At 67.7% G+C, this 16,240-nt stretch carries 15 protein-coding genes; 6 read left to right on the top strand and 9 right to left on the bottom strand.

The genetic code is table 11. The features are described 5' to 3' along the window. Positions 1-197: 197 nt before the first annotated feature. From VMT65_RS26810 to VMT65_RS26795, 4 genes are all read right to left on the bottom strand, one after another. Entirely contained in the window at positions 198-1,184 is a 987-nt protein-coding gene (locus VMT65_RS26810; protein ID WP_326311166.1) for an alpha/beta hydrolase, read from the bottom strand. Positions 1,185-1,222: 38 nt separating this feature from the next. Then, complete coding sequence (locus VMT65_RS26805; RefSeq protein ID WP_326311165.1) at positions 1,223-1,921, bottom strand: DUF6875 domain-containing protein; 699 nt, start codon at positions 1,919-1,921, stop codon at positions 1,223-1,225. Then, complete coding sequence (locus tag VMT65_RS26800; protein WP_326311164.1) at positions 1,918-5,829, bottom strand: amino acid adenylation domain-containing protein; 3,912 nt, start codon at positions 5,827-5,829, stop codon at positions 1,918-1,920. Before VMT65_RS26800 ends, VMT65_RS26805 begins: the two co-directional genes overlap by 4 nt. Before the next feature lie 112 nt (positions 5,830-5,941). Continuing rightward, positions 5,942-7,126: an acyl-CoA dehydrogenase family protein gene (locus tag VMT65_RS26795; RefSeq protein WP_326311163.1), complete on the bottom strand. Its 1,185-nt coding sequence runs from the start codon at positions 7,124-7,126 to the stop codon at positions 5,942-5,944. A 178-nt stretch (positions 7,127-7,304) separates the two neighbouring features. Here VMT65_RS26795 and VMT65_RS26790 point away from each other — a divergent pair, with 178 nt between their 5' ends. Genes VMT65_RS26790 through VMT65_RS26780 form a run of 3 tightly spaced genes read left to right on the top strand, consistent with a single transcriptional unit; the run spans position 7,305 to position 9,174 of the window. Beyond that, a complete protein-coding gene (locus tag VMT65_RS26790) occupies positions 7,305-7,760 on the top strand; it encodes a MarR family winged helix-turn-helix transcriptional regulator (RefSeq protein ID WP_326311162.1) in 456 nt (151 codons plus the stop codon). After that, complete coding sequence (locus VMT65_RS26785) at positions 7,757-8,179, top strand: organic hydroperoxide resistance protein (RefSeq protein ID WP_326311161.1); 423 nt, start codon at positions 7,757-7,759, stop codon at positions 8,177-8,179. Before VMT65_RS26790 ends, VMT65_RS26785 begins: the two co-directional genes overlap by 4 nt. A gap of 11 nt (positions 8,180-8,190) precedes the next feature. Then, the gene (locus tag VMT65_RS26780; RefSeq protein ID WP_326311160.1) at positions 8,191-9,174 is read left to right on the top strand and encodes a zinc-binding dehydrogenase; all 984 of its coding nucleotides are present in this window, start codon (positions 8,191-8,193) and stop codon (positions 9,172-9,174) included. On the opposite strand, the gene VMT65_RS26775 is transcribed toward VMT65_RS26780, so the two are convergent. Continuing rightward, positions 9,171-9,533: a DUF1304 domain-containing protein gene (locus VMT65_RS26775; protein WP_326311159.1), complete on the bottom strand. Its 363-nt coding sequence runs from the start codon at positions 9,531-9,533 to the stop codon at positions 9,171-9,173. The two genes, VMT65_RS26780 and VMT65_RS26775, sit on opposite strands and share 4 nt — an antisense overlap. A 260-nt stretch (positions 9,534-9,793) precedes the next feature. Here VMT65_RS26775 and VMT65_RS26770 point away from each other — a divergent pair, with 260 nt between their 5' ends. Together VMT65_RS26770 and VMT65_RS26765 are read left to right on the top strand one after the other, a co-directional pair. Beyond that, positions 9,794-10,222: an Hsp20/alpha crystallin family protein gene (locus tag VMT65_RS26770; protein WP_326311158.1), complete on the top strand. Its 429-nt coding sequence runs from the start codon at positions 9,794-9,796 to the stop codon at positions 10,220-10,222. A 5-nt stretch (positions 10,223-10,227) separates the two neighbouring features. Then, positions 10,228-10,701, top strand: coding sequence for a nitroreductase family deazaflavin-dependent oxidoreductase (locus VMT65_RS26765; RefSeq protein ID WP_326311157.1), 474 nt, complete (start codon positions 10,228-10,230; stop codon positions 10,699-10,701). Here VMT65_RS26765 and VMT65_RS26760 read toward each other — a convergent pair. The 3 genes from VMT65_RS26760 to VMT65_RS26750 all read right to left on the bottom strand — a co-directional run bounded on the left by VMT65_RS26760 (position 10,698) and on the right by VMT65_RS26750 (position 13,913). After that, positions 10,698-11,582: an amidohydrolase family protein gene (locus tag VMT65_RS26760; RefSeq protein WP_326311156.1), complete on the bottom strand. Its 885-nt coding sequence runs from the start codon at positions 11,580-11,582 to the stop codon at positions 10,698-10,700. The two genes, VMT65_RS26765 and VMT65_RS26760, sit on opposite strands and share 4 nt — an antisense overlap. Further along, on the bottom strand, positions 11,579-12,610 hold the full coding sequence (locus VMT65_RS26755) for a nucleoside hydrolase (RefSeq protein WP_326311206.1): 1,032 nt from the start codon (positions 12,608-12,610) through the stop codon (positions 11,579-11,581). Before VMT65_RS26755 ends, VMT65_RS26760 begins: the two co-directional genes overlap by 4 nt. Before the next feature lie 91 nt (positions 12,611-12,701). Continuing rightward, on the bottom strand, positions 12,702-13,913 hold the full coding sequence (locus VMT65_RS26750) for an FAD-dependent monooxygenase (protein WP_326311155.1): 1,212 nt from the start codon (positions 13,911-13,913) through the stop codon (positions 12,702-12,704). Positions 13,914-14,018: 105 nt separating this feature from the next. On the opposite strand from VMT65_RS26750, the gene VMT65_RS26745 reads away from it, so the two are divergent. After that, positions 14,019-14,591, top strand: a complete 573-nt coding sequence (locus VMT65_RS26745; protein WP_326311154.1) for a TetR/AcrR family transcriptional regulator — start codon at positions 14,019-14,021, stop codon at positions 14,589-14,591. A 7-nt stretch (positions 14,592-14,598) separates the two neighbouring features. Here the strand turns inward: VMT65_RS26745 and VMT65_RS26740 are convergent, their stop codons facing one another. After that, positions 14,599-16,125, bottom strand: a complete 1,527-nt coding sequence (locus VMT65_RS26740) for an MFS transporter (RefSeq protein WP_442790311.1) — start codon at positions 16,123-16,125, stop codon at positions 14,599-14,601. Positions 16,126-16,240 lie beyond the last annotated feature (115 nt).

Below are 16,240 nucleotides of genomic sequence, written 5' to 3'. Positions count from 1 at the left end.
ATCACCGCAATGAATTCGTCATCGCTGACACCGTCGAGCGAATTCGCGAGCAGGGCGTCGGTCGCGGCCGAGAGCATCGCGACCGCTTGCGCGATCGTGATGCTCTCGGAAACCGCTCCACCCCAGGCCATACCCCTATTCTACCCCAATTCGAACGCCATTTCGATCGAATTATAAAGTGATACAAGCATTTTCAATTAAACCCCCAGCGCCGCCGCGAATAATGGCCAAGAATCATGCAAATCATCTTGCCAATAAGGCCATGCATGAGTCCCATTGCGATAAGCCACCTGCGCCGGAATCCCCAACGAATTCAACCGCCCAACAAGCGAATCCGTGCATTCCCTAACTACCGACTCCATAACCCCACCAACCGCCATCCGATCCGCCAACCTCCCCACGTCCCCCGCAATGGACGGATCGAAGAGCCCTTCATGCACTCCCGGACTCCCGTTCCCCGCGGAAATGTAGAGCGCCACACCCCGCAGCCGCTCCGCGTTGAGCACCGGATCGTGCGCGGCCCAGGCCGGATTGTCGTCCGCGCCCCACATATTGGTGGCATTCGCACCGAACGTGCCCAACTCGGAGCGGACATAGGTGCGGGCCAGTGCGTCGCTCGTCCGCGGGCAGCCACTGTAGGAGCCGACCGCTTGGTACATGCCGGGTGCGTCGAGTGCGAGATCCAGCGCGGACGTGGCCGACATCGATGCGCCCGCCACCGCATTGCGCCCCGTCATCTGGAAGCGCGATTCCAACAGCGCCGGGAGTTCGTGAATCAGGAAGGTGGACCACATATTCCGGCCGAGGGTGGGATCGTCGGAGATCCAATCGGTGTAGAAGCTGGCCCGGCCGCCGATCGGCGTGATCACATTGACCGGCTTGTCCGCGAAGAACTGCGCGACATCCGTGCGGTTGGACCACGGGCCGCCGCTTTCGCCCCCGTCCACCGCATTGAGCAGGTAGAGGGCCGGGGCGGGGAAGTCGGGGTGGGAGACCCACACCGGGATGGTTCGGTTCATTGCCGGGGAGTAGACGGTCACCTCGTACAGGCGGCCGCCCAGCGGACGCACATCGAGGATGGCGGCACCGTCGCCCGGGGCCGCCGAAGCGGTGGCGGCGGTGACGGGCATGAGTGCAGCAAATGTGGCGATCAGGGCAATGAGGGAGCGCGACAGCCGATGCATGAATGGAGTATCTCGCCGCTAGCGCGCATTTTCCGTCATCACCGCGCGTGTTCGTCGGCGGAATGTGCGCGCAGTGCGGTGATCTCGCCCGCCTCTGCTTCGGATACTCGCATCCGCTCAGCTATCGAACGACGGAGGTTGCGGGGGAGGTCGGGGGCGAGCTGGGTGAAGTAAGCGTAGAGCCAGTCCGAGCGGGCCGCCAGGAACGGGAAATCCGTGCTCATCATCGCTCGCAGCACCAACATGGGAAGCGGGGCGTCCAAAGGATGGAAGTCGCGGTCCCACAGTCCGGGCACCGCACAGCCGGGATAGAACTGGCCGAGCATCATGCCCTGGGACACCACCTCGGTCTTGCGGCTCTGATGGACCGCATCGATCAGGTCGTAGCGGGTGAGTCCCGGGAAGGCGGTGACGAGCGTCAAACCGCGAGCATCGGCCGGATTAGCCTGCCGCAGAGCGCGATACAGCTCGAAAGCATCCTCGATGACGAGGCTCATGCGTTCGATGGGCAGCTCGTCGCCACCCTCGACGAGCCCGGCCCAGAACAGCTGCCGTCCCACACTGCTCCGCACGAACGGGCAGACCGGCCCGGGGCGGCCCAGGTCGGGATGGGGTCGCATGAGGTGGTCGGTCACCCATCGGGTGAGGATTCCGGCCGCCTCGCCCTGGCGATCCCACTGCTCCGGATCCTCGTAGACGTTGAACCATCGCACGTCCGTGCGCGATCCGGTCCTCACGCGCGGCCTTCGAGGTGGGCGGCCAGGATCGGGCCGATGACCGCGACCACGTCGGCATTGGTGAGCTGGGCGTGGGTGGCGGCGACCGGATGCTCGGTGAGGGTTCCGGTGACGTAGGGACGCCAGATGCCGGAGTCGATCGACTCGGTCATGCCGCGGGTCGCGGAGAAGTAGAGGAGGTCGCCGTCGAAGACGGCCGGGCGGTATCGAGCCGACAGTTGGACGCCGTCGACGTAGCCGCGATGCAGGCGGGTCAGTTGTTCGGCGGTGAGGCCGGAACCGAAAGACGCTCCGGACGTGGCCAATTCGGCGGCCGCCTGCTCGGCCGTCACCTCGGGGAGGTCGTCGCCGTCCTCGGGCTCATCGCCGAGCAGGTGCGTGAGCAGATCACGCATGCGCGGGATGGGCGGGGGCGGCATGTCATCGGGGAAGACGATGCTGTCGAGCATGGCCAAGGTGGCGACGTCCGCACCCCGGGCGCGCAATCGGACGGCGATGGCATGGGCGATCTGCCCGCCCAGCGACCAGCCGAGCAGGTGATACGGCCCCTCCGGCTGGACACGCAAGATCTCCTCGACATAGCCACCGGCCAGGTCGTCGATCGAGCTGGCGGGCTGCGGGTCACCGCTCGAATCGAGAGCCTGGAGGCCGAATACCGGCCTGTCGTGGATGTATTGGGCCAGACCCGCGTAGCACCAGGCCAGCGGGACGGCCGAATGCACACAGAACAGGGGAGCGCCGGAACCATTGCGGCGCAAGGTGAGTACCGCGCCCAGGGCATCGTCGGAGGCCGTGGTGCCATCGTGGGCAGCCATCCGCTCGGCGAGCTCGGCAACGGTGGGGGCGGTGTAGAGCCAGCGCACCGTGACCGGCAGGTCGGTGGCCGCCGACAATTCGGCCGAAACTGCCACGCCCAGTAGCGAATTGCCGCCGAGTTCGAAGAAGTCGTCGTCGAGCCCGACGCGCTCGGTCTCAGTGGCCGAGGCGAAATGCTCGGCGACCAATCGCTGCAACTCGGTTTCGGGAGCACGGTACTCGCGGTGGGCGCTTGGTGGCGGTGGCAGTGCGGCGCGGTCGACCTTGCCGTGCGCGGTGACCGGGAGACGATCCAGTTCCACGAGTTGCGCGGGCACGAGGGCTGCGGGCAGCAGCGTGCGCAGGCGGCGAACCAATGCGGTGGTGTCCAGGCGAACGTCTTGTGCCGCAACGACGTAGCCGATCAACCGGACGCCGGTCGTTGCGTCGTCCACCGTCACGACCGCCTGCGATATCTCGGGCAGGGTCATGAGCGCCGCCGCGACCTCACCGGCTTCCACCCGCCGTCCGCGCACCGCCAGCTGATCGTCGGCACGGCCGAGGAACACCAGGCTGCCGTCCACCTCGCCGCTGACGAGATCGCCCGTGCGATACAGCCGTTCGCCGATTCCGAACGGACTGGCAAGGAATCGCTCGGCAGTCGCGCCAGGCCGACGCAAATATCCCTGGGCCACGCCCGGACCGCCCAGGTAGAGCTCGCCGTGGCCGCCGGGTGGGACCGGGCGGAGCTGGGAATCGAGAACGAACGCTTGCACACCGGGCAGGGCCGGGCCGATGGTGACCGGCCGGTCAGGACTCAATGCCGCCGACTGCGTTGCCATGATGGTGGTTTCGGTCGGCCCGTAGCCATTGAAGAGACTCACCGTAGGTGCCCAACGCCGAACCAACTCGGCGGGGCATGCCTCACCGCCGACCACGGCGGTCCGTAGTGTCGGCACGTTCGACGGGTCCAGCGTCGCCAGCACCGCCGGTGTGGTCAGGAAATGGGTGATGCGCGCGGCATTCAGCAATCGCGTCAGCTCGACCCCGGCGACCACGCCCGTCGGCTCGACAATCAGCCGCGCTCCCGCCGCGAAGGCAGCAAGCAACTCCAGCAGGTGCGCGTCGAAGGATGGCGCGTGGGCATGCAGCACATGCGAATTCGCATCCACCGCATAGTGGTCGACGATGTAATCGGTGAGTGATCCGAGCCCGCGATGATTGACCACCACACCCTTGGGCGTACCGGTGGTCCCGGACGTGTAGATCAGATACGCCGGATGCTCCGCGTGCAGCGGTCGCGTTCGGTCATCGTCGCGCACGGGCGCACCCGACCGCTGTGCCACCCGCGCACCGAGTTCGGGATCGTCGAGTTCGAGCCAGATCGGCTCCTCTGGCAGGTCGGCGTGCACCGAGGACACCGTGATACCCACCCGCGCACCCGAATCCGCCGCGACCGTCCGCAAACGCCGTGCCGGATCGGTGGGATCGATCGGCACGAAGGCCGCCCCGCTCTTCGCGACCGCCCACACCGCCAGCACCGATTCGGCAGACCGCGGCACGGCCACGAGCACGAATTCGCCAGGGCCGACACCGTTTTCGATCAGCTCGCGGGCCCAGCGTGAGGACAGCTCGTCGAATTCGCGGTACGTCCAGGTCCGTGTGCCGTCCTGGAGCGCGACCGCATCCGAATCGGGGGAGCGGACGAGGTTCGATCGCAGCAGGTCCGGCAGTAGTCGATAGGTCCGATCCTGCGCGGCGACCGGCGTGGGCCCCGGCAGTTCGATGCCAGGCACCAGCTGCCTCAGGTCCGACAGGAACCGTTCGAGATACTCCAGAAACCGCTCGTGATGCCAGACCAGCGTCTCCCGGCTGTACAGCTCCGGATTCGCCTGCATATCAAGCGTGATCGTCCGCTCATCGGGCCCCAGCTGATACCCGTTGACCAGCAGATCCTCCACCGGCCCCAGCGACAACAACCGCACCTCGGCGCTCAGCGGCCCGACCCGCGGCTGCTCGACGAACCGCAGCATATTCACCACCGGCCCGAAACTGCCCCGCACCGTATGGTTTTCCCCGCTGTCGCGCAGCATGTCCTCGTACCGATACCGCTGATGCCGCAGTGCCCCGACCACCTTGGCCCGCACCTGCTCGATCACCTCGCCGCCGGTCGCGGTGCGAATCCCGGTCAGCCGCAAGGGCACCACATTCGACACCGTCCCGGCCGAACGCCGCAGCGCCGCCGTCGGGCGCGCGGGCACGGGCAGCGACAGGACGATCTCGTCGGAGCCGGTCATTCCGGCCAGATAGCAGGCGAAGGCCGCGATGGTGAGCTCGGGGAAGGCGATTCCCGCGTCCTGGCGCAGCTCGCGCAGCCGGGTCGCGATCGTCTCCGGCACCTCGGCGGCCACCCGATGCGGTCGCGGAGCCGGGGCGGCGGGGGAGGAGACCAGGCGGGCGGGCTCGGCCATTCCGGCCAGTTCCGCCGACCAGTACGCGCGATCGGCGCGGGCACGCGCGGAGGTGAGGTACTCGCGTTCGTCATCGAGGATGTCGGCGACCGTCAGGAAAGCGGGCTCGTTCCTGACCTTTGGGTCGGAATCGAGTGTGGCGCTGTACAACTCGGTGGTCCGGCGCAGCAGCGCCGCCGCGCCCAATCCATCCAGGACGATGTGGTGACTGCGCAGATACAGCAGATGCCGCTGCGGTCCGAGCCGGAACACCCTGGCCACGGTCAGCGGATCCGCGAGCAGGTCCAGGGGCGAGCCGTAGTCCCGCTCCATCCATTCCCGCGCGGCCGCCAGCGGATCGGGTCGATCGGTCAGATCCACGAACGGCGCGGGCTCGAACGCGTCCGGGTCCGTGTACTGCCGCGGATACCCCTCGACCAGCCGGAACCGCAGTAGCGGGGATTCCAGCTCACGGGCCGCCCGTGCGCCGCACTCCTGGAGCAATTCCCGCTCCAGCGCCCCGGTGAGGTCCATGTACATGGCCACGGTGTTCGGTACCGCCGGGAACAGCTGTTGGGCCACCCACCAGCGCAATTGGGCCGCGGACAAGGGCAGGTCAGTGCGGAGCGCCGTTCCGCTCCCGCCACCGTCGGCCCGCGCCACCCTGCCTCCTCGCCACCCGAACCGCTCTCCGGACACGTTCGGTGGCAAACCTACGGCATCAACCACGCCGACGGCCCGTAAGCAGGGCCGTCGGGCGTGGTTCGGAGGATTTTCAGATCATGGCGCGCAGTGGGCCCTCGGGTTCGACGCCCATGATCGTCAATGCCGTTGAGTGATACAGCGATCCGGGCGTGTGAATCGCGTGCTGCAATCCCACGTGCGCGTCCCGCCAGAACCGCTGCATGACATTCTGCCGCCGCACCGCATTGCCGCCCGAGCGCGCGAAGATCTCGTCCACCGCCGACACCGCCCGCCAAGCGCAGCGAACTTGATTGCGGCGCACGAGGGAACGATCGGCGAAGGTGATCTCCTCGCCCGCCTCGGCCTTGTCGTACAGACGGCTGACACCGTCCAGCAGCTGGGTGCGCGACGCCGCGATATCGGCCGCGGCCTCCGAAATGGCCGACAGCACGTACGGGTCGTCCTTGATTCGGGTGCCCATGGCGGTGACGCGATCGCGCTGGTAATCCAGATGCGCGGCGAGCGCCCCCTCGGCAATGCCGACCACCGCCGCGGTGATCCCGAGCGGGAACATGGCCCAGAACGGCAGCTTGTACACGGTGTCGGTGCGCCCGGCCCGCTCGGCGGCGATCTCGCCCTCGGCGACCGCGTCGAACTCGATGGTCCGATACGACGGAATGAACGCCCCGTCGACGATGATGTCCTTGCTGCCCGTGCCCTGCAGCCCGATCACATCCCACGAGTCGTCCACGATCGTGTAGTCCCTGCGCGGCAGCACCACGTGCATGACCTTGGGCGGCAGGATCGGATTGCCCTCGGCGTCACCGGTCAGCGCGCCCAGGAAGATCCAGTCGCAGTGGTCGGTGCCCGAGGAGAACTGCCACCGCCCGCGCAGGGTGAACCCGCCGTCGACGGGTGTCGCGACACCTTGCGCCGCGTACGGCGAGGCGATCCAGGTATCCGGATTCTCGCCCCACACCTCGTTCTGCAGCCGCCGGTCCATGAGCGCCATCTCCCACGGATGCACCCCGCCCACGCCGCACACCCACCCGGTCGATCCGCAGTGCTTGGCCACGGCCATGACCGCCTCGGCGAAGTCGCGCGGATGGGCCGCGTACCCGCCGAAGTCGGTGGGCTGCAGCAGCCGCATGACCCCGGCCTGCCGGATCAGCTTCACGCTCTCGTCGGCGAGCTTCCCCAGCCGCTCGGTCTCGTCGGCGGTCGCCGCCAACTGCCCCGACAGCTCCTCGACCCGGCTCACTACCTCGTGCGTCATCGCCACTCCTGACTCCCCTATTAGAACGGGTTCTAGTGGAAGGTAGCGCCAATCCGGCCGTCGGCGAGGGGGATTCCCGGTGATCGGTACCGGTCCTTGTCCTGGTCGCCGCGGGGTGTGACGGACGAGACGGCCAGATGCATTGTGCACAATCTAATTGTTGGCTACTTTGTTGGACATGGCAGAAGAGCAGGTGCTGGAGAACCAGCTGTGCTTCGCGCTCTACGCGGCATCGCGAGCGATGACGGCCATGTATCGACCCAAGCTCGACTCGCTCGGCGTCACCTATCCGCAATACCTGGTCCTGCTCGCGCTCTGGCAGCGCGACGGCCGGACCGTGGGCGATCTGTGCTCGGCGCTGGAATTGGACTCCGGCACGCTGTCGCCCCTGCTGAAACGGCTCGAATCGGCCGGTTTCGTCGCGCGTCGGCGTTCGACGGCCGACGAGCGCCGCGTCGAGATCACCCTGACCGAGCGCGGTCGTGAATTGCGCTCGGCCGCATGCCATATCCCCGGGCAGTCCGAGGAGATCACCGGCATGTCCCTGGACGAACTGTCCGAACTCCGAACCACCCTGCGCCGACTCACCGAGGCGCTGACCACCCATACCCGATCGAAGGAGAACGACCGATGAGCGTGCTCTACACCGCCGAGGCCCTGGCGACCGGTGACGGCCGCAACGGGCACGTCCGCACCGATGACGGCAAGGTCGAATTCGACCTGTCGATCCCGAAGGAGATGGGCGGCAACGGTATCGGCACCAACCCCGAGCAGCTCTTCGCCGCCGGGTACGCGGCCTGCTTCCACTCGGCGCTGCGCACCGTCGCGCGTGCCACCAAGGAGAATGTCGACGATTCGGCCGTCGGCGCGAAGGTGGGCATCGGCCCCAACGAGACCGGCGGCTTCGGCCTGACCGTCACCCTCGAGGTGTCGCTGCCGCATCTGCCGCTCGATGCGGCGCGGGTGTTGGCGGACAAGGCGCACCAGGTGTGCCCGTACTCCAATGCCACCCGTGGAAACATCGATGTCGACGTCATCGTGGTCGAGGACTGAGGAGGATGAGCATGCGTGCGGTAGTCATCGAACAGTTCGGCGAGCCCAAGGATGTCTTGACTGCGGGTGAGCGGCCCGTGCCCGAGCCCGGACCGGGCGAGGTGCGCATCGCCACCACGCTGGCCCCGATCCACAATCACGACCTGGCCATTATTCGTGGCATCTACGGCTATCGGCCGGAACTGCCCGCCGTGCCCGGCACCGAGGCCGTCGGTCGCGTGGACGCCCTCGGCGAGGGTGTCACCGGCCTGGAAATCGGTCAGCGCGTGACGGTTTCGGGTGTGCAGGGCGCGTGGGCGGAATACTTCGTGGCCAAGGCGGGCGGCGTGGTGCCGGTGCCGGACTCGGTGTCCGACGCGACCGCCAGCCAGCTGCTGGCCATGCCCTTGAGCGCGCTCATGCTGCTCGAGGATCTGAATGTCGAAGCCGGGCAGTGGATTGCGGTCAATGCGGCCAATGGCGCGGTCGGTCGCCTGCTGAACCTGCTCGCGCGGGCTCGCGGTGTGAAGGTGCTGAACCTCGTGCGCAGCGCCGCGTCCGCGAAGTCCTTGCGGGAGTTGGGTTTCGAACCGGTACTCGACACCGAGTCCGAAGGCTGGCAGGAGCGCGCCGCGGAACTGACCGGCGGCGAACCCATCGTGCGCGCCGTCGACCAGGTCAGCGGCAAGGCCGCCAATGACCTGCTCTCCCTGCTCGGCCCGCGCGGTGAACTCATCACCTTCGGCGCGCTCTCGGGCCAGCCGATGGTCCTCAACCCCGGCCCGCTGATCTTCAAACAGGCCGTGGTCAAGGGTTTCTGGGGCTCCAAGCGCGCCGAGGAGATCGGCGGCGACGAGCGCCGCCGCCTCATCACCGAGCTGGTCACCCTGGCCGCCCAGGGCGTCCTGGACCTCCCCGTCGAGGGCACCTACCCGCTCGAGGAAGCGGCCGAAGCCGCCGCCGCCAGCGAGCGCCCCGGCCGCAACGCCAAGATCGCCCTCAGCGCGGCGCGCTAACCGGCGATCAGCACGGCGATCAACGTGATCGCCCCCGGCAGCGCCTGCACGAACAGAATCCGACGATTGGCGGTCGCCGCGCCGTAAAGCCCGGCCACCACCACGCAGGCCGCGAAGAAGATCTTCGCGGCCTGCCCCGTCGGATCCGAAGCGATCAACCCCCAGATCAGCCCCGCCGCCAAAAACCCGTTGTACAACCCCTGATTCCCGGCCAACGCCTTCGTCTCCTCGGCGAACTGCGCCGTCGTCCCGAAGGCCGCCCGCCCCCGCGGTGTGGTCCACAAGAACATCTCCAACACCAAGATGTACACATGCAACGCGGCCAACAACCCAACCAGGATCTCCGCGACCAACCGCATGACCGACCCGCCTCTCGTGAGGTTCGCATAAACAGAACGTTGGGTCTCATCGTGGCAGACGCGCCGCCCGCCGCGGCGGCGCGCGCACGGTCGCCTCGGGGTGTCGTCACCACCCTGTCGGCCCGGTCCGATCACGCCGGCGGCATGGCGTGGTGAGGACTTCGGTCCCGCCGAGGACTGACTCGATGCCCTTGGATCGATCTCCCGCGAAGAGTGAAATCCGTTGTGTCGGAATCATTGTGCTCTTCGGAGGAACGATCATGAGTCTGTTGCCCGCACACCGCCAGCATGTCCCGATGCTGTCGGACTTCAACGATCTCTGGAACAGCATGCTGCGCCCCGCGTCCCCGGGCTTCGGGACCTTCCTGCTCCGGCTCGAGGACGCGGTGGAGGAGGGCCGGTATGTGGTCCGGGCCGAGATTCCCGGGGTGGAGGATCCCGCCAAGGACATCGAGGTCTCGATCCAGAACGGCCAGTTGGCGATCCGGGCCGAGCGCAGCGAGCGGCATGTGGAGAAGGGCCGGTCGGAGTTCAGCTACGGCTCGTTCGTGCGGGCCGTGACCCTGCCCGCGGGCGCTCAGGACGAGGGCGTCGAGGCCACCTACGGCAAGGGCATTCTCACTGTCACGGTGCCACTGGCCGAACCGCAACCGGCCGCCAAGTCGGTGGAAGTCAAGTCCGCGGAATAGCCGTCATGCGGTGGTACGACGACTACCTGCGTCGGCTGTACCGGTCGGGGCGGCCGAATGCCTTCGCGCGCCTGCAGAATCGGCTCGGTGCCGGTCTGTTCGCGGCGGGCATTTGGCCGCGCCGGGTGGCGGCGCTCGGGGTGCGCGGCCGTCGCAGTGGCCGGATCATCTGGTTTCCCGTGGTCCTCACCGAATTCGAGGGACGCCGCTACATCGTGTCCATGCTGGGTCCGCGCACCAATTGGGTCCGCAATCTGCGGGCGGCCCAGGGCCGGGCCCTGTTGCGTCACGGCCGACGCGAGCAGGTCGAGTTGACCGAGGTCGCGCCCGAACGGCGGGCGCCGATCCTGTGGCAGTATCTGCGCGTCGCGCCCGGTGCGCGTCCGCACATTCCGGTGGGCCGCGACGCCGCACCGGCCGAGTACGAGCGAATCGCGCCGGACTATCCGGTGTTTCGGATAGACGCGCCGACGGGCTAGTCGATAGCGAACAGGTGCGCCGCGTTGTCGTGGCAGACGCGGCGCAGCCAATCCTCGCCCAGGCTCAGGCGTTCGAGGGCTTGGAGGGCGTGGCCGTACGGGTAGGGGATGTTGGGGAAGTCGCTGCCGAAGAGAATGCGATCGCCCAGGGCTTGCAGGCGGGGGAGTTCGGTCACGGGGAACTCGGCGGCGTCGAAGAAGTCGGTGAAGTTCATCGTGGTGTCGAGCAGGACACCGTCGTAGGACTCGGCCAAGTCCAGGAACTCGCTGTATTCGGGTGCACCCATGTGGGCGATGATGGGGCGCAGTCGCGGGAAGCGGTGCAGCAGTTGGGACATGGGTCCCGGGCCGGTGAATTCGCCCGGCGCGGGGCCGGATCCGCAGTGCATGACCACCGGGATGGCGGCGTCCTGGATCATGGACCAGACCTCGTCCAGGAGTGGGTCGGCCGGGTGGTAGTGGCCGACCTGGATGTGCAGCTTGAAGATTCGAGTGCCGCCCTCGATGGCGGCGCGCACGTACTCGGCCGCGCCGGGCTCGGGGTAGAAGGTCGAGGTGTGGAGGCAATCCGGGGTGCGGGCGGCGAAGTCGGCCGACCACTGGTTGAGCCAGGCCGCCATGTCCGGCTTGTGCGGGTAGACCATCGAGGTGAACGCGCGAACCCCGAAGCCGCGCAAGGTCTTCAACCGCACCTGCTCTTCATCGCGATAGGTGATGGGCCACTCGCGGTGGCCGATCAGCGGCCCGGCCGCGTCGAAGTAGCCCCACACCTTTCGCAGCACCTGTTCGGGCATGAAATGGGTGTGGACGTCGATGATTCCGGGCAGTCCGAGCCGGGTCCAGAAAGCGGTGACGTAATCCAGGTCGGGCTCGTCGGTCACTTGCTGGCGTCCTGATCCGCGAACACCGTCCGCGCGTAATCGCCGACCCGGCTGATGAGCCGGTCGAAGAACGCCTCCGGATCGGTCGCGACCACGATGTCCGCGTTGGGTTCCCGCCCCCACATGCCCGCCCAGTCGGCGACCGTGGTGGCGCGGGTGATGGTCCCGGCCAGCTCCACGTCCACGGTCGCGGGCTTGGTGACGGCCAGACTCGGATCCAGGGCGACGGCCGCCGCGAACGGATCGTGCATGTGCGCCAGATAGCCCTGGTCGTAGAGCTTGTGGAAGTCGAAGTAGAACCGGACCGCATCGGTCAGATACCGGACCAGCGGATTGCTCGCCGCCGACCGCTGTTCCGGCGGATCGTTCTCGGTGACCAGCTCCACCGGTGTGCTCCCGGCCCGTTCGGCCAACAGCGCCAGGTGTTTCGGCCGCATCTCGATGGTCTCGGTGATGTCGAGCGCGCACACGATGGGCCGCCGGTCCGCCGGCGCCGCGGAGAAGGCGTCGAAGACCTCCTTGGCCGCCTCCGGGTCGACGTGCACATTCCACTCGTTGGTGGGGGTGGTGTTGCCCGGATGGTTGAACGCGCCGCCCATGATGACCAGCCGCCGCAACAGTTGCGGCAGTTGCGGTTCCATCCGCAGCGCCAGCGCCAGATTGGTGAGCGGGCCGGTGCACAGGCCCACGATCTCGCCGGGATGTTCGCGCACCAGGTCCACCCACAGCTGCGCCGCCGACCGGTCGGACAGGGTCCGGGTGGTCGGCGGCAGCTCGGCGTATCCCACGCCCTGCGGACCGTGGGTGTCCTCGGTGGTCCGCAGCGGCACCGCGAGTGGGGTCAGCGCCCCCTGGGCCACTTCCAGCTCGGGGGCGCGAACCAGGTCGAGCAGGGCGAGATTGTTCGAGGCCACCTGCGGCGCGGGCACATTGCCCGCGCTGGAGGCGATTCCGACGATCTCGGCCTCGGGGGAGGCCAGGAGGTAGAGCAGGCCCAGGGAATCATCGATGCCGGTGTCGTTGTCCATGAGGATCTTCTGCCGCACGGTGTCGAGGGTAGCGGGCACGGTGCTGGCACCGCAGAGGCACGGTGCTGGCGGCGTCGACAGCACCGGGTTCTCAGTACGTCGGCAGGACGTAGTCGGCGGTGGCGGGGGCGAAGAGCTTCTTGGTGATCGGCAGCATCGCCTTGGAGCTCATGACCCGCCAGTTCATCCGCGCCATGGCCGCTCCGAACCGAGTGGTCGGCAGCATCATCTTGATGCCGCCACCCGGCAGCTCCTTGGCCTTGTCCAGGAACGGCGTGATCAGCTCCTGGTACCGGGCCTGCGCGCGCCCCAGATCGCCCGGGGTGGCGGCGATTTCACCCGCGAGCAGGTACGCCCCGACCATCGCCATGGCGGTCCCCATCCCGGTCAGCGGCGACCCGCAGTACCCGGCATCGCCGAGCAGGGTGACCCGCCCCTTGGACAGTTCCGGCACATCGATGCGGGCCAGCTGATCGAAGTAGAAGTCCGGCGTGGTCTCCATGGCCTCGAGGATGGTCGACGCCTTCCAGCCCGCGCCCGTGAGCATTTCGCGAATCCGCGCCTGCTGTGCGGCCGGATCCCGGCGCAGCGCCGGGTCGTAGTCCTGCCGCAGGGTGATGATCGCCTTCGAGGTGGCCGGATCGCGGTCGGGGCGAATCGCGAAGGAGGCGCTGGGAATCGAGCATCCGGTCAGCCAGCCCTCCTCGGCATCAGCCGGGGTCGGCATGGTGAAGAACGCCATGTAGCCGCCGACGTGGGTGGCGAACTGCTCCTCGGGACCGAAGACCATGCGCCGGGTGGCCGAGTGCACGCCGTCCGCGGCCACGACCAGCTCGAAGCGTTCGGTGCCGCCGGAGGCGAAGGTGACATCGACCCCGGTGGCGTCCTGGGCGATGTGCTCGACCCAGTCGCCGTAGCGGTAGTCCAGCGGACCGCCGACCTCCGCGATCCGGTCGAGCAGGACCTGGTTGAGGTCGCCGCGCGAGATCTCGATCTCGGCCGCGGGTCCCTCGCCGTCGAAGGAGGCCACGTCGATGCGGGCGTAGGTCTTGCCGCTCTCGTCCACGTAGGCCCAGCCGCGCTCGTCGACCTGCAGCTTGCGGATGCCGGGCATGAGTCCCATGCGTTCGGCGACCTCGCGGCTGGCGGTGCGCAGGTCGACCGCCTGGCCGCCCGGTCGGGGAGCGGTGGCCCGCTCGACCACGGTGGTGGCGATTCCGGCCCGGAGCAGTTGCAGCGCAAGGGTATTGCCCGCGATGCCGCCGCCGACGACGAGGATGCGGGGAGTGGTGTTGCCGGTCATGTCGATCTCCAAGGTGTGGGGTGTACGTCCGTCTAAGACATATGTCTAACAGACTTTGGCACGTCTGTCTAGAACAAATGTCTAAGACGCTGGTAGGGTGGGGTTATGGGAAATCGAGAAGACCTCTTGGAAGGCGCTCGCCAAGCCGTGCTGGCCCGCGGTCTGGCCAAAGTGACCGCCCGCGATATCGCCACCGCGGCCGGGGTGAGCCTGGCCGCCATCGGCTACCACTTCGGTTCGAAGGATCAGTTGGTCACCGAGGCCATCACCATCGGCATCGGCACCCGCATCGGTGACGACATGGAGGCGGCCATCCGCGACGCGGGGGAGGGTACGTCGCTGTGGGAGTCGCTGGCCGGTATCTGGAACGGTTTCGTCGATGTCGTGCGGCGCAATCGAGACGGCCTGCTGCTGAGCACCGAGAACGGCATTCAGATCGCCCGCGACCCGGAGCGCCAGGCGTTCATGGTGCAGGCGAGCGCGGTGGCCCACCGCGATATCGCCACCAGCCTGCACGCGGCGCACCCGGAATTGAGTGAGGAACAGGCGGCGGCCGTGGCCCAGTTGTTGTTCCTGCTCTTCCAGGGGCTCGCCATTCAGAAGCTGGTCGCCCCCGATGCCGAACTGCTGGACGGCGATTCCCTGCGCACGGCCGTCGAGGCGATGCGCGGCAAGTAGGAACCGCCTAACCGGGCGGCACGTGCCGCAGCCGGGTCATGGCGATGACCGCCAGCAGCAGCGCGGCCCCGGCGGCAATGCCCGCGGTCAAATGCATTCCGGTGAGAAACGCGTGCTTGGCCGCGGCGGCCACCGCGCTCCCGACCTTGTCCGGCAGCGTCCTCGCGACTTCCATTGCCGCGCCGAGCGTGTCGCGCGCCGCGTTCGCATCGTTGCCCTCCAGCCCGTAGGGCAGGCTGGCATTGAGCTGGCTGCGGTAGATCGCGATGCTGATGCTGCCGAGGATCGAGATCCCCAGCGCGCCACCGAATTCGGCCCCCGTCTCCGATAGCCCCGAGGCCGCGCCCGCCTGCTCCGGCGGCGCGGTGCCCACGATGAGTTCGGTGGTGATCCCGAAAACCGGTGCGAGCCCGAAGGACACCAGCAGCGAGGCCGCGATGGTCAACTCCACGCCACCGGTGGCGGTGATCTGGGTCAGCAGCAGCAGGCCCGCCGCCGCCATGGCCATGCCGATCCCGATCATGTACGCGGGTCTGACGAACTTGCCGATGCGCGGCCCCAACTGGGATCCGATCATGAATCCGAGTCCGGCCGGGATGGTGGCGATTCCGGCGCGCAGCGGCGACATGCCCAGCACCAGTTGGAAATACTGCCCCACGAACAGCGCGTAGCCGAAGGCCACGAAGATCGCGACCATATTGATGGTGAGCGCGGCGCGGAAGCTGCCGAGTCGGAACAGCCGCAGATCCAGCATGGGCTCGGCCGTATTGAGCTGTCGCTTGACGAAGACCGCGCCGATCGCGATACCCACCGTCAAGGCCGACATGGCGGCGGGCCCGGGCCCGTCCTGCGCGGCCTTCTTCATGCCGAACACCACCAGCAGCACCCCGCACGTGCACAGCGCCGCGCTGATCAGATCCAGTCGCCCGGCGTCGGGATCACGGTATTCGGGCAGCACTCTCGGGGCGAGCACGATCAGCAGCAGCATGACCGGCACGGCCAGCAGGAAAACCGAACCCCACCAGAAGTGTTCGAGCATGATGCCGCCCGCCAGCGGGCCGATCGAACCGCCGACCGAGTAGGCCCCCACCCACACCCCGACCGCGACCGATCGCTGATTCGCATTGGGAAACATGGTGAAGATCAACGAAAGGGTCGAGGGCGCGAGGGTGGCCCCGGCCACGCCGAGCAGGGCGCGGCAGCCGATCAGCACCGGGGCGGAGGGCGCGAATGCCGCGATCACCGAGATCAGGGCGAAGGCGGCGGCCCCGACCATCAGGAGTCGGCGGCGTCCGATGCGGTCGCCGATGGTCCCCATGGTGAGCAGCAGACCGGCCACCAGAAACCCGTAAACGTCGATGATCCAGAGCAATTGCGAGCTGGTGGGGCGCAGGATCTCGCTGATCTGCGGTACCGCCAGGTGCAGGACGGTGAGGTCCATCGAATACACCAGGCAGGCCAGCGCCAGCACCGCCAAACCGGCCCATTCCCTTCTCCCTACCGTCGTACCGGCACCGTCGGCAGCGGTGAGCAAGGGAGTAGGTGTGTCCACGGTGACGTCCTCCATCCACATGTCGACATAGGGGTCGACAATATAGGTGTCGGTTTCAGGGTCTCATTTATTAACGTCACGCGGGGGACAAGCACGG

The organism is Nocardia sp. CDC153 (genome assembly GCF_035818515.1).
GTDB lineage: Bacteria > Actinomycetota > Actinomycetes > Mycobacteriales > Mycobacteriaceae > Nocardia.
This window is presented reverse-complemented; position numbering and strand designations above follow the sequence as displayed.

What these genes read in the sequence shown, in the direction of transcription:
- VMT65_RS26810 (WP_326311166.1), bottom strand. Translation starts at nt 1,184, where the DNA reads ATGCATCGGCTGTCGCGCTCCCTCATTGCCCTGATCGCCACATTTGCT.
- VMT65_RS26795 (WP_326311163.1), bottom strand. Translation starts at nt 7,126, where the DNA reads ATGACGCACGAGGTAGTGAGCCGGGTCGAGGAGCTGTCGGGGCAGTTG.
- VMT65_RS26790 (WP_326311162.1), top strand. Translation starts at nt 7,305, where the DNA reads ATGGCAGAAGAGCAGGTGCTGGAGAACCAGCTGTGCTTCGCGCTCTAC.
- VMT65_RS26785 (WP_326311161.1), top strand. Translation starts at nt 7,757, where the DNA reads ATGAGCGTGCTCTACACCGCCGAGGCCCTGGCGACCGGTGACGGCCGC.
- VMT65_RS26780 (WP_326311160.1), top strand. Translation starts at nt 8,191, where the DNA reads ATGCGTGCGGTAGTCATCGAACAGTTCGGCGAGCCCAAGGATGTCTTG.
- VMT65_RS26775 (WP_326311159.1), bottom strand. Translation starts at nt 9,533, where the DNA reads ATGCGGTTGGTCGCGGAGATCCTGGTTGGGTTGTTGGCCGCGTTGCAT.
- VMT65_RS26770 (WP_326311158.1), top strand. Translation starts at nt 9,794, where the DNA reads ATGAGTCTGTTGCCCGCACACCGCCAGCATGTCCCGATGCTGTCGGAC.
- VMT65_RS26765 (WP_326311157.1), top strand. Translation starts at nt 10,228, where the DNA reads ATGCGGTGGTACGACGACTACCTGCGTCGGCTGTACCGGTCGGGGCGG.
- VMT65_RS26755 (WP_326311206.1), bottom strand. Translation starts at nt 12,610, where the DNA reads ATGGACAACGACACCGGCATCGATGATTCCCTGGGCCTGCTCTACCTC.
- VMT65_RS26750 (WP_326311155.1), bottom strand. Translation starts at nt 13,913, where the DNA reads ATGACCGGCAACACCACTCCCCGCATCCTCGTCGTCGGCGGCGGCATC.
- VMT65_RS26745 (WP_326311154.1), top strand. Translation starts at nt 14,019, where the DNA reads ATGGGAAATCGAGAAGACCTCTTGGAAGGCGCTCGCCAAGCCGTGCTG.